The organism is Rhizobium sp. Pop5 (assembly GCF_024721175.1).
GTDB lineage: Bacteria > Pseudomonadota > Alphaproteobacteria > Rhizobiales > Rhizobiaceae > Rhizobium.
Map to the genome: position 1 here is coordinate 341,759 of NZ_CP099399.1, position 12,102 is coordinate 353,860.

Consider the following 12,102-nt stretch of genomic DNA (forward strand, 5'->3'; position numbering starts at 1 on the left):
CGAGTGGGACTTGAATTGAATCCTCTACGCAAAAATTGCTGTTGCACCGAGTTTGATCGTTCCTCAGCCGCAGGAAATTGCCAATGGATATGAACATATTTCAGGCGAGCAGAGGCGAGGGGCAGATGGTGAATTTCGCGAGCTTGGCGGCACCGGGTCTATTGCCGCGCGATGAATTGATTCGGCGCCTGCACGGTGTCGCCGACACCGGCAGGTTGCAGTCGGGGCTGCGGGCGTTGACGGAATATGTCGGTGCTTCACACTACCTGCTGGCGCGCTGCGATCTGATCCAGGAAAGCGGCCTTGATTTCATCGTGTCGTCGGACTGGCCCTTCGATCTGGTCAAGGACATCGCCAATGAGCTGGTCAGCGGCTATGCTCGTTCGACCGAGCTCGAAAAATGCATGCAGGTCTTCCAGCCGAATTTCGCACTTCTGCCCGATCATGCCGATGTGCCTGACGGCGCCAGCCGCCAATATTGTTCGTTGACCTTCAATGTCGGCCGGTCGCGCCTCGCCCTGATGTTCCTGTTCGGCGAAGGATTTATCCTTTCGCCGGAGCGTCTGCGGGATGTGGGCCTGCTTGCGGGCTATGTCGCGAGCTTCCTCCGGTGCGGCGGCACGAGGGTCGACCGCGATTTCGAATTGACGGACCGCGAGCTCGAATGCCTGTTCTGGATCGCCGAGGGCAAGACCAGCGACGAGATCGCCATGATCCTCGGAATCTCCCGCAATACGATCAACAACTACATTACCAGCGTGATGCGCAAGACGGCGACCAAGACCCGGTCCGAGGCCATTGCCTTCGCCGTCCGCAACAATCTCGTGTAGGGGGAGCCATGGCGCATCCATCAGGCAGAACAATGAGCGGCGCCGAGCAGCTGCGCACCGTGCGGGTGAGCAGAATTTCCAGCCGGTCCGATCTCTTTCCGCGGCTGATCGCCATGCAGAAGCTCGCCGATGCTCAGGGGTTTGCGATCTACCGCGTCAGCGGCTCTGGCCTGCCGGCAAAGCAGCGCCTGGTTTGCGAGCTCGAAAATTGGGGCTCGTCCAATGCTGGTTTCGGCAAGGCCTTCACGGATGCCTATGGCGATATCCTCCTCGATCATATCGAAAAATCGCTGCTGCCGCTTTCATGGGCCGGCGGCTACGATCGTGCCGCACCCGGCCCGGCGGACTTCGCGCCGTTTATGACGCGGCTGAAGGACGGTATCCTGCCTTTTTCCGGCCTCGCCTTTCCCGTGCGGCTCGGCGCCGTCGGCAACGGCTTCATCCTGTTCACCGGCGATGAACTCGACCCGTCGAGCGATACGATCGTCGAACTGCATGGCCGGTGCTGCCACATCATGATGGATCTGCTCTCGCTCGACGAGCGTCGCGCGGCTGCTGCCGAGGCGCTCAGCGAACGCGAAATCGCCTGTCTGCAGCTTGCCGGCGACGGCCGCATCAGCGAAGAGATTGCCGACAAGCTCGGCCTCTCCGTGCATACCGTGAACGCTTATCTCGGCTCGGCGACCATTAAGCTCGATTCCGTCAACCGCATTCAGGCGATCGCGAAGGCGATCCGGCTCGGCTATATCAGCTGAAACCGCGCGCGCCCTTCGTTATCAGAAGGGCGCATCAGATCTTCATTGTCTTGAGGGAAGGTCAGCTCGCCAGTGCTCGCGGCGGCTGGTTCACGCTGTAGCGTGATTCTCGAAGGCTCTTCTCCAGGAAGACGGTATTCTCGTCGGGATCGGCCGAGGGGGCCTGGAACGCGATATGGTTGATCTCGATGCCGGCATGATCTTCGGCAAGGGTGAGCTGCGCATAGACGGTGACGCCGCGCGGCTTGATTTCGAGATCGAGAACGACTTCCGGCTTGCCGCCCCACTCTAGCGTATAGTTTCCGCCCAGGCCGAAATTCACCGTGCCCGGGTGAAAGAAAAGCTCCGCTGCCGAAGCGACGAGATCGGAAAGGTTGCCGTAATACTCGAAGCGCAGCAAAGAAATAAGGTCAGAGGCATCCAGAAGGCGCAGTTCCGTGGCGACCGGGCTGATCGCCTCTGCGAGGATCTTTTCACGCTGGGCAGAGTGAGGGCATTTTTTCATTCGGCTTATCTTACCCGTTTGTTCTTGGCGTCTGCGGCGTAGACCCGATGGATCAGCTCCGCAACGGCCTTATAGAAGACTGACGGTATGACACTATCGACCGAGACTTGCGCAAACATGGAGCGCGCGAGTGGCGGATCCTCGAACACCGGTATGCCGTTCTGCTCCGCGATCTCCCTGATCTTGAGCGCGATGAGGTCTTGCCCCTTGGCCAGCACGATAGGGGCATCGTTTTCTTCGCGCGCGTAGCGCAGCGCCACCGCATAGTGCGTCGGGTTGGCGATGACGAGCGTCGCCCGGTGCACGTTGGCGATCATGCGCCGGCGTGCGCGGTCCCGCATCAGCGAGCGCTGCCGGCTCTTGACGAAGGGATCGCCCTGCGCCTGCTTGTTTTCTTCCTTCACCTCGTGGCGCGTCATCTTCAGCTCGGTGAACCAGTGATGTCGCGTCCAGAAAAGGTCGGCGATTGCCACCATCGCGGTTGCGATCAGCATGACGATGACGATCTTGCGCATCGCCGTCATCATCCGGAGGAGGATCGTCTGCGGATCGGAGAACATCGCATCGATCGAGCTGAAATATTCGCTCCTCAGCACGAAGAACAGGATAATCCCGACGACGACGACCTTGAACAGCGACTTTGCGAATTCGATGAGGCCTGGCAGGCTGAAGAGCCGGCTCCAGCCCTTGACCGGAGAGATCCGCGAGGCCTGCGGCCGGATGCGTTCGAGCACCGGAGTCGGCAGATTCTGGAAAATGGAGGAGGCGATGCCGAACACCATGAACAGGATGAAGGCGGGCGCGAGCAGCGCCGCACTTGCCCAGCCGAGCTTGACGAAGAGCGCCAAAATATCCGGCCCCGTTTCGATCTTCCACTGGTCGGGCTGCTCGAAGATGTCGCGTAGCGTCTCGCTCAGGCGCCCGACGCTGTCGGGAAGGAAGAACACCAGATAGATGAAGGTGGCGAGGATGGTCGCGAAGATCGACAGCTCGCGCGAAAACGGTACATTGCCTTTCTCCGCGGCATCGGTTCGCTTCTTCGCGGTCGGGGCTTCTGTTTTGCTGTCCTTGTCATCATCTGCCAAGTCGCGGCCCTCCGTCAAAGAAACAGGCGGCAGCTAATGCAGTTCGCCCAAGATATGCAGCGGTTTTGGGATGACGACATGCATCAAAACAAAGACCTAAAGCGCGTCGCATGGAACTCTGGTTCCATGCGACGCGCTTTAGAGCGCAGCCTATTGTCAGAAGGGTAGTCGCCTGTCGGACGGCGATCAACAGCTGCCTTTCGGCATGCCTCTTTTGTCAACAGTCTCGAAGAGTTAGGCAGCCGCCGAGGCGTCGCCTTCCTTCTCCTTCAGCTCGATCTGGCCTGAGTTGGCCAGGCGAATCGCTTCCTGCGCCACGGCGCGCCGTGCAATGGCGATCTCGCGCGGATTGACGCCGCCCATGCCGTTCTGCAGATCCGATTCGATCATGCGGCGCTGGCGCGGGCTGATGGCGGAGAGAACCGATTCGCGGATCTCGGCAGGCGAGCCGCGCAGCGCGACGGTGAGCACGTCGGTCGAGATGTCGTTGAGCAGCAGGACGCGGCTGCGCTGCGGCATGTACATGAGGTCCTCGAAGAGGAAGATCTTCGGGCGAACCTTGTTGACCGACTCGCGGCTGATCGATTCCAGCGAGGTGAGCAGCGTGTCGACCTGCGGCTTGTCGAGTTCGTTCATGAGGTCGGCGACCTTCGTCGAGCCGGCCGCATTGCGCTCTGCCTCGACTTCGGCAAGCAGCGTCATGACCTGGTTCTCGATGATCTGTGCCGCCTTCGGGCTGACGGTCTTCATGTTGACCGTGCGGTTCATGATGTCGGCGCGACGGTTGTCGGGAAGCTGCAGCAGCACCTTGGCGCCGAAGTTGGACGGCATCATCGAAAGAATATAGGCAACGGTCTGCGGGTGTTCGCGCAGCAGGAACTGGGCGACGAATGCCGGCTCCGCCTCGCTGAGGCGATCCCAGATCGATGTCTCGTAGGCCTGGAACGCGGTGCGGCGGCCGAGCAGGCTGTCGACCTCGTCGGGCGTCAGGCCTTCTTCCAGAATGGCCTCGATCGCCTTGGCATTGTCCATCAGGCCGGCGCCCTCGGTGAAGAGGTCTTCGAACTCGCCGACGAGCGAGAGCAGCTCGTCCGGCGGAATGGCACGCAGCGACTGGGCGGATGCGATAATGGTCTGCAGTTCGGCCTGGGTAAAATATTTCAACAGCCGGCCGGCGACTCCTTTTCCCATCGCGAGAAGAACAGCCGCCGCCTTTTCAGCCTGGGTCAACGGTTTCCCGGCTAGCGCGCCGCCGAAATCGTCAAAGTCCATCATGGTCTAACCTCTCCGTCCCACACAGGGATCAGGCTTTTTTCGTACTCAAAACTTCTATCAGCTTCACACCGAATCGGGTGTCGTCGTTATCAAGCACCGTAATCTCGCCGCGTGCAATCCTGCGGCCGTTCACCATGATCTCGACCGGTTCGCCGATCTTCTTGTCGAGGGCGATCGTCGCCCCTTCATTCAGGTTCATCAGGCCGGAGACCTGCATGCGGCTGGTGCCGAGCATGATCTGGACATCGATCGGGATGTCCATGATCAGGTCGAAATTGGAGGTCAGCGCACTGCCGAGCGGAGCCGGGGAGGCTTCGAAGGAGGAGCTGGCGCCGAAATCCATGCCGGCAGCCGGGCTGGCATCGCCGGCGCCGAAATCGCCGCCGAAATCGTCGCTGCCGAAAGGGTTTTCAGAGACATCGCCGCCGAAGGGCGACAAGTCCGTTCCTGCTCCGAAGGCGTCGTTCTGCAGGTCGTCGCCAAACTGCGGCAGGTCGCCGTCGACATCCTTCTTCAGGACGCCGCGCAGATCGTCGATCGCCTGGTCGAGATCTGCCTCGGTGCCCGGAACGTCCAGGGGGAAGTCGCTGTTCTGCTGTGTTTTCTTCGTTGCCATGAAATCACTATTCCAGTTGAAACTTGCCTCAAACTGCCGTTGCAGCCCAAAAGCCAGAGAACCGATTAATTCATTAAATGACGGATGAGTTCGTCATCCGAGTTCATCGTATCCTTGACGCGGACCATGTAGTTTTCGCCTGAACGCCCGAACTCGCACACATACAGTTCCTTGCTGTTGGCGCTGACCTCGACGCGCACGTCGCCGCGGTCGCGGAACGGAATGACGTCGCCGACCATGAGCTTCGATATCGTGCGCAGCGTCAGATCCTGCAGCCTGATCTTGGCTTCCAGCGTGACCTGCGAGCGCCGGACCTGGTCGCCGAGCTGTTCGGCCCATTCCGGCGACTTGGCGCCGGCCTGGCGCTTCGGTTTCGGCGGCGTCACCGTGGTCTTGAGCAGCGCCGTCTGCGGAACGATCAGCGAGAATTCCGAAACGATGCCGGCAAGCGTGATCGACATGTTGATGGCGGCGGCGAATTCGTCCGGACGGTCTTCCGGCGGCTTGGCGCGCGCGTCATGGGCATGCGGGGCCGAAAGGCTCAGTTCGAAACCACCGGGCGCGTTGACGGCCGAGCGCAGCACTTTCGCGATTTTGTCGAAGACCATGACGGCCAGATCGAGTTCGATGATCGACAGCAGCCTGTCGGCCGGTTCTTCGATCGTATCGGCCGTGGCGCCGAGCAGATGCTCCATCAGCGTGATGACGAAACCGTTGCCGCAGGCAAGCGTGATGTTCTGCGACCAGTTTCGCAGCGTCGCGTCGACGAGCGTGACGTTGGCGCTGAGGTCGTCGATCAGGTGGTTCTTGTAGCCGATCTCGCAACCGATATAGTTGACCGTCACGTCGAGGCCTGTTTCGCTCTTGATGACGTCGGGAAAGAATTCGCTGTAGATATCGCCGAAGGAGCTGCAGATCTTGGCGACCCTGCCTTTGTCGCCGAGCCCGCCCGTCAGCTTGGCAAGAAGGGCAGGATCCATTGCCGGTTTGTCATGCGACGCATTGCTCGTGGTCATTTAAGCCGCCTTGTTTTCGCCGCCTGGGTTCATCATTTCCTGTTCGACAGCATCGATGGAGGGACGCTCGTAAGCCGAGATCGTCTTGCGGCCGTATTCGAGAGCGACCTGAGGCACCGACCCGTTCATATAGGCAAGCAGCGTCTGCTTGACGATGACGTAAAGGCGGTGCTGCTTGCTGCGCACGATCTTGATCTGGGAGACCAGCGGCGAGCAGACGCAGTAGGACAGGATAATGCCGAGGAAGGTGCCGACGAGCGCCGAGCCGATCAGGTGGCCGAGCACTTCAGGCGAATCGTTGATATGAGCCATCGCCTTGATAACGCCGAGAACGGCCGCGACGATACCGATCGCCGGGAAGGAATCGCCCATGATCTGGATCGCGTGATAGGGCTTCATCTTGTCGTGCATGATGGTGTTGAGCTCTTCGTCCATCAGCGCCTCGATTTCGTGGCTGCGGGCGTTGCCGATGATGATCAGACGCACGTAATCGCAGATGAAGGCCGTCAGTTCCTTGTTCTTCAGAACGGTCGGAGCGAGCTGGAAGATGGTCGAATCAGCCGGGTTGTCGATATGGGCTTCGATTTCGTTTCGTGATTTGGTGCGCAGGTCGCGCATCAGCGAATAAAGCACGCCGAGCGTATCGAGATAATTGCGTTCCTTCGGCACAGCGTGCTTAAAACTTTCGCCGAGCGCCTTTCCGGAATCCTTCACCACCTTCATCGGGTTCGCCATGATGAAGCTGCCGAGGCCGGCGCCGCCAATGATGAGGAACTCGAAGGGCTGAAACAGGGCGTTCACTTCGCCGCCCATCGCCATGAAGCTGCCGACGATACAGCCGCAGACAACAATAAATCCGATAATAATATTCATCGTCAGCCCAATCCGAACGTTGCTTTTCTCTGAGACGGATAGGGTTTCTGCCTTGCGTGAGGCTGATGAAAGGGCTGCTCGCGGGGCGTTTGCGTGTGCCAGCTTCGCGCAAGCATCTGCCGTCAGTCTATAGGTGACGAATGGGCGTCCGCGCTCGTTTCTGAGATGCCGCCTCAGCGAAATTCCGGCCGAACCAGACAGACGACGCCCGGCTTTTCGTTCCGTTCATCGCCAATGCTTGGAGCTTACCGACATGCAATCCGGTCTTTATGTTTCTCTGTCGTCGCAGATGGCCTTGGAAAAGCGCCTCAACACCATTGCGGACAACATGGCGAACGTGAACACGACCGGTTTTCGCGCCACCGAGGTGAAGTTCGATGAGATGGTGGCGAACACCAAGAACAAGCTGAACACCAAGGTCGCCTTCGTTTCCCAGGGCAACGACTATCTGAACGAGCAGAACGGCGAACTGCAGCACACCGGCAACATGCTCGATTTCGCCATCAAGGGCGATGCCTGGTTTTCGCTCGATACGCCGGCCGGCCGCGTGCTGACGCGGGATGGCCGCTTCACGCTCAAGGACACGGGCGAGCTCGTCTCGATCAGGGGATATCCCGTTCTCGATGCCGGCGGCGCACCGATCCAGCTCAACACCAAGGGCGGCGAACCGGCCGTCGGCACCGATGGCATCATCTATCAGGGTGGCCGCCAGGTCGCCTCTCTCGGCCTGTTTGAAGCCGATATCGGCAAGGGCTACCTGCGCTACGAAAACAGCGGCATCATGACCACCGAGCAGCCGCGCGCCGTCGTCGACCGCTTCAATGTCGGTGTCGAACAGGGCTATCTCGAAAATTCCAATGTCAATGCGATGCGCGAGATCACCCAGCTGATCGAAGTCAACCGCGCCTTTGAAAGCGTCTCGTCGCTGATGCGCGACAGCGAGGATCGTTCAAGGAAGCCGTCCAGACGCTCGGGGGCAGCCGCTGATGCATGTCGCCCAAAAAAAGTCCGGGCGCAGGCAGCATATTGCACGCGGCGTATTTCCGGGCGGGATTTGAAGCATGAGCACCGCGCTGCTGTCCGAAGATAGTCTTTCTCCGAAGCTGGCGCACCTGGCAGACCTCGTCGATCGATACGTCTCGCCGGAGTTTGCCGTTGCCCATGGCGGCCGCGTGCAGACCATCGCCGCCGGTCACTATACCGTCCGCGGCCTGTCGCGCCACGTTCGCCTCGGAGAGTTCGTGGCTCATAAATCGGCCACCGGCATCCACCTCGGCGAGGTCGTGCGCGTCGAGCCGGAATTGATTTATGTCTGCCCGATCGAACCGGGCGAGCCGATCGGCATCCACGATACGGTCATCCGCAAGGGCGCCTTCCGCATCTCACCGTCGGACAGCTGGTGCGGACGCACCCTCAATTCGCTCTGCGAGCCGATCGACGGGCTGGGTCCGATCACCGAGGGTCTTGATCGCCGCTCGATTTCCAATACCGCGCCGCCCTCGATGACCCGCAAGCGGGTGGAGACCGGCTTCAAGACCGGCGTGCGCGCGATCGATATCTTCTCGCCGCTCTGCCTCGGGCAGCGCCTCGGCATCTTCGCCGGTTCTGGCGTCGGCAAGTCGACGCTGTTGTCCATGCTCGCCCGTGCCGATGCCTTCGACAAGGTGGTGATTGCGCTCGTTGGCGAACGCGGCCGCGAGGTGCGTGAATTCATCGAGGACACGCTCGGCAGCAACATGAAGAAGGCAATCGCCGTCGTCGCCACAAGCGACGAGAGCCCGATGCTGCGCAAAATGGCCCCGCTGACGGCCGTCACCATCGCCGAGCATTTCCGCGACAAGGGCGAGAACGTCCTCTTCATCGTCGACAGCATCACGCGCTTCGCCCATGCGATCCGAGAAGTGGCGACCGCTTCCGGCGAGCCGCCGATCGCGCGCGGTTATCCTGCTTCCGTCTTCACCGAGCTGCCCCGCCTTCTGGAACGCGCAGGTCCCGGTCCCGAGGGCGCCGGCACGATCACGGCGATCATCTCGATCCTCGTCGATGGCGACAACCATAACGACCCGATCGCCGATTCGACGCGCGGCATCCTCGACGGTCATATCGTCCTGCAGCGCAGCCTTGCCGAAGAGGGGCGCTATCCGCCGATTGATCCGCTCGCCTCGATCTCGCGTCTTGCCCGCAAGGCCTGGACGCCGGATCAGGAAAAGCTGGTGTCGCGGCTCAAGGTTCTGATCCACCGCTTCGAGGAGACGCGCGACCTGCGCATGATCGGCGGTTACCGCCAGGGCGCCGATCCAGATCTCGATATGGCGGTCAAGCAGGTGCCGATCATTTACGACGTCCTGAAACAGTCGCCGGGTGATCGCGAGTCGCCCGACGCCTTTGCCGATCTCGCCGGCGCGCTCAAGGCCGCAGCCGGTATGGGCAATCCGGGCGGACCCATCCAGAGGAGATAGACGTGGCTGAATTCGACGACGAACGCATCGCTTCCCTGAAGCAGCGCAGGAAGACCGCCATGCTGGACCGGTTTCTGACCTTCGCTGGCCTGGCGCTTGCCGGCGCCTCCGCCTTCTTCCCCTGGTACGTCTTCTTCAACGAGGACAAGTTCGGCATCAATGTTGCCACGAGCGGCAATTCGCGCGAGCTGCCGGATTGGCCGGCCCGCAACGTCTTCAGCGTTTCGCCGCTTGCCATGGTCAACAAGAACGAGCCGGACAAGAAGCCCCCGCCAATCGATCCGCTGACGACGGCGACGGTCTCCGACCTCGGCAAGGAGCGCGACGGCGGCCCCATCCTGGAAGACCAGCCCTTCCCAGGTAAATCTTCCTTCCGCCTGCTGCACGTCTCCAACGGCCGGGCGTTGATCGAGGATCCCTCTGGAATGTATGTGGTTCGTATCGGCTCGATCCTGCCCGATGAAAGCCGCCTTGCGGCACTTGAGCAGCGCGACGGCAAGTGGGTGATCGTTACCTCCAAGGGCGACACCTACCAGAACAATTGAACCTGTCCGCAAACGGCAACAGGGCTCCGCCGCGAACCGGCCGGAGCCCTTGTTCTTTTAACGGCCGGGCCTTCGCCGAGAAGCAGCTCCACGGCTGAATTCCCGTAAGTCCCACGCAAGATTACCCCACTAGGTTCGGGACAGTAAAAACGGAGAGTTCTCATGCAACCGATCCAACTTTTCGACTTGGCTTCGCGGCAGGCGGAATGGCTGACGATCCGTCAGCAGGTTGTTGCTGGCAACATCGCGAATGCCAACACCCCAAAGTTCCACGCCAAGGACGTCACGCCTTTTGATGCCGTGCTGGATAAGTCCGACATCACCATGACGCGCACCAATCCGGCGCATTTGAGCGGCAATGATTTCAGCGAGAGCGGCGATATCGACGTCAAGGACGCCGCCCTCGACCAGGAAATCGGCATCCAGGAATCCGGCAACACGGTCGGTTTGGCCGAAGAGCTCTCCAAGTCTGGCGATATCAAGCGCCAGTACGATCTGAACACCTCGCTGGTCAGTTCCTTCAACCGCATGATGCTGATGACCGTCAGGAAGTAAAAGTCATGGATCCGCTTGCAGCAGCAATGAAAATCGCCGGTTCCGGGCTTGAGGCGCAGTCGACGCGCCTGCGCATCGTCTCGGAAAACATCGCCAACGCCCGTTCGACCGGCGACACGCCCGGCGCCGACCCCTATCGCCGCAAGACGATCACCTTCGGCCAGCAGATGGATCGCACGAGTGGCGTCGAAACCGTCAACGTCAAGAAGGTCGGCGTCGACGAAGGCGATTTCAGTACCGAATTCGACCCCAGCAATCCGGCGGCGAACGAAAAGGGTGTCGTCAAGCTGCCGAACGTCAACATCCTGGTCGAGATGGCCGACATGCGCGAAGCCAACCGCTCGTATGACGCCAACCTGCAGACCATCAAGCAGACCCGCGACCTCGTTTCGTCCACGATCGATCTTCTGAAGAGCCAATAATCAATGATCAGCAGCGTCCAGAATGTCAGCAGTCTTTCGATGACCCGTGCGCTCGGCGCCGTCGATACCGAAAATTCCGCCTCGTCGTCCGCGGCCACCATGCCGGGCACAGCGGGCGCTACGAATGGCCTGAGCTTCGCCTCCGTCATGGGCAACATGGCGACCGATGCCGTCACCAGCCTGAAGGGTGCGGAAAGCATGTCCTTTGCCGGCATCAAGGGCACGGCGACGACGCGCGAAGTCGTCGATTCCATGCTGCAGGCCGAGCAGACGCTGCAGACCGCGATTGCCATCCGCGACAAGGTCGTCTCGGCCTTTCTCGAAGTCACCAAGATGCAGATGTAACTGATTTGAGGACGAACACATGAGAGCGCTCGCCATCGCAGCAACGGGCATGGATGCCCAGCAGACCAATCTGGAAGTCATCGCGAACAATATCGCCAACATCAATACGACGGGATTCAAGCGCGCCCGCGCCGAGTTCACCGACCTTCTCTACCAGACCGAACGTGCCAAGGGCGTTGCCAACCGCGCCAACCAGGCCGTCGTTCCGGAAGGCGCCAATATCGGCCTCGGCGTCCAGACCTCGGCGGTCCGCAACCTGCATCTCCAGGGCGAACTCACCCAGACCGGCAACGACCTCGACGTGGCGCTGATCGGCAAGGGTTTCTTCCAGATCCAGTCGACCGACGGCACCACGCTCTATAGCCGCGCCGGCGCCTTCAACAAGAACGATCAGGGCCAGCTCGTCACCACAGACGGCTATGAAGTCCTCCCCGGCATCACCATCCCGCAGGGCTCGACGGAGCTGACCATCAGCCGCTCCGGCCAAGTGAGCGCCAAGCTGCCCGGCCAGACCACCCCGACCACGCTCGGCCAGCTGACGCTTGCCGACTTCGTCAACGAAGCGGGCCTCCAGCCGATCGGCGACAACCTCTTCCAGCAGACCCCGGCATCCGGCGAAGCCGTCATCGGCAACCCGGATGAGGAAGGCTTCGCCTACATGAAACAGGGTTACCTGGAATCTTCGAACGTCGACCCGGTGAAGGAAATCACCGAGCTGATATCGGCCCAGCGTGCTTACGAAATGAATTCCAAGGTGATCACGACAGCTGATGAAATGGCCTCCATCGTCAGCAAGAACCTGAAGTAAAGGGAAGGGCCGA

General features: G+C 60.6%; 14 protein-coding genes and 1 pseudogene. 9 read left to right on the plus strand and 6 right to left on the minus strand.

All coding sequences use genetic code 11. The annotated features are described in order from the left end of the window. Window positions 1-83 precede the first annotated feature (83 nt). The gene (gene visN / locus NE852_RS03890) at window positions 84-830 is read left to right on the plus strand and encodes a transcriptional regulator VisN (RefSeq protein WP_008523777.1); all 747 of its coding nucleotides are present in this window, start codon (window positions 84-86) and stop codon (window positions 828-830) included. Between the two features lie 8 nt (window positions 831-838). Beyond that, the gene (visR, locus tag NE852_RS03895) at window positions 839-1,585 is read left to right on the plus strand and encodes a transcriptional regulator VisR (protein WP_008523775.1); all 747 of its coding nucleotides are present in this window, start codon (window positions 839-841) and stop codon (window positions 1,583-1,585) included. A gap of 61 nt (window positions 1,586-1,646) precedes the next feature. On the opposite strand, the gene NE852_RS03900 is transcribed toward visR, so the two are convergent. The 6 genes from NE852_RS03900 to motA form a co-directional block, all read right to left on the minus strand. Continuing rightward, window positions 1,647-2,090, minus strand: a complete 444-nt coding sequence (locus NE852_RS03900) for a hypothetical protein (protein WP_258156204.1) — start codon at window positions 2,088-2,090, stop codon at window positions 1,647-1,649. 5 nt (window positions 2,091-2,095) lie between these two features. Then, on the minus strand, window positions 2,096-3,175 hold the full coding sequence (flhB, locus tag NE852_RS03905; protein WP_008523772.1) for a flagellar biosynthesis protein FlhB: 1,080 nt from the start codon (window positions 3,173-3,175) through the stop codon (window positions 2,096-2,098). 234 nt (window positions 3,176-3,409) lie between these two features. After that, window positions 3,410-4,450 (minus strand): flagellar motor switch protein FliG, encoded by a 1,041-nt coding sequence (fliG, locus tag NE852_RS03910; protein ID WP_008523761.1) that lies wholly within the window; start codon window positions 4,448-4,450, stop codon window positions 3,410-3,412. Between the two features lie 28 nt (window positions 4,451-4,478). Beyond that, window positions 4,479-5,066, minus strand: coding sequence for a flagellar motor switch protein FliN (gene fliN / locus NE852_RS03915; RefSeq protein WP_258156205.1), 588 nt, complete (start codon window positions 5,064-5,066; stop codon window positions 4,479-4,481). A 65-nt stretch (window positions 5,067-5,131) separates the two neighbouring features. Further along, a complete protein-coding gene (locus NE852_RS03920; RefSeq protein ID WP_258156206.1) occupies window positions 5,132-6,082 on the minus strand; it encodes a FliM/FliN family flagellar motor switch protein in 951 nt (316 codons plus the stop codon). Beyond that, on the minus strand, window positions 6,083-6,955 hold the full coding sequence (gene motA / locus NE852_RS03925) for a flagellar motor stator protein MotA (protein ID WP_008523742.1): 873 nt from the start codon (window positions 6,953-6,955) through the stop codon (window positions 6,083-6,085). A 253-nt stretch (window positions 6,956-7,208) separates the two neighbouring features. Here motA and flgF point away from each other — a divergent pair. The 7 genes and pseudogenes from flgF to flgG all read left to right on the plus strand — a co-directional run bounded on the left by flgF (window position 7,209) and on the right by flgG (window position 12,089). Next, window positions 7,209-7,942: pseudogene (flgF, locus tag NE852_RS03930) on the plus strand (flagellar basal-body rod protein FlgF). 74 nt (window positions 7,943-8,016) lie between these two features. Next, window positions 8,017-9,414 carry a flagellar protein export ATPase FliI gene (gene fliI, locus NE852_RS03935; RefSeq protein WP_008523739.1) on the plus strand — a complete coding sequence of 466 codons (1,398 nt, stop codon included), beginning with the start codon at window positions 8,017-8,019 and terminating at the stop codon, window positions 9,412-9,414. Window positions 9,415-9,416: 2 nt separating this feature from the next. Continuing rightward, a complete protein-coding gene (locus tag NE852_RS03940) occupies window positions 9,417-9,959 on the plus strand; it encodes a flagellar protein (protein ID WP_258156207.1) in 543 nt (180 codons plus the stop codon). 162 nt (window positions 9,960-10,121) lie between these two features. Next, on the plus strand, window positions 10,122-10,514 hold the full coding sequence (gene flgB, locus NE852_RS03945; protein WP_008523735.1) for a flagellar basal body rod protein FlgB: 393 nt from the start codon (window positions 10,122-10,124) through the stop codon (window positions 10,512-10,514). A gap of 5 nt (window positions 10,515-10,519) precedes the next feature. Next, window positions 10,520-10,936 (plus strand): flagellar basal body rod protein FlgC, encoded by a 417-nt coding sequence (flgC, locus tag NE852_RS03950; protein ID WP_008523733.1) that lies wholly within the window; start codon window positions 10,520-10,522, stop codon window positions 10,934-10,936. 3 nt (window positions 10,937-10,939) lie between these two features. Further along, window positions 10,940-11,281, plus strand: a complete 342-nt coding sequence (locus NE852_RS03955) for a flagellar hook-basal body complex protein FliE (RefSeq protein ID WP_008523731.1) — start codon at window positions 10,940-10,942, stop codon at window positions 11,279-11,281. A 19-nt stretch (window positions 11,282-11,300) separates the two neighbouring features. Beyond that, the gene (gene flgG, locus NE852_RS03960) at window positions 11,301-12,089 is read left to right on the plus strand and encodes a flagellar basal-body rod protein FlgG (RefSeq protein ID WP_008523728.1); all 789 of its coding nucleotides are present in this window, start codon (window positions 11,301-11,303) and stop codon (window positions 12,087-12,089) included. Window positions 12,090-12,102: the final 13 nt, after the last annotated feature.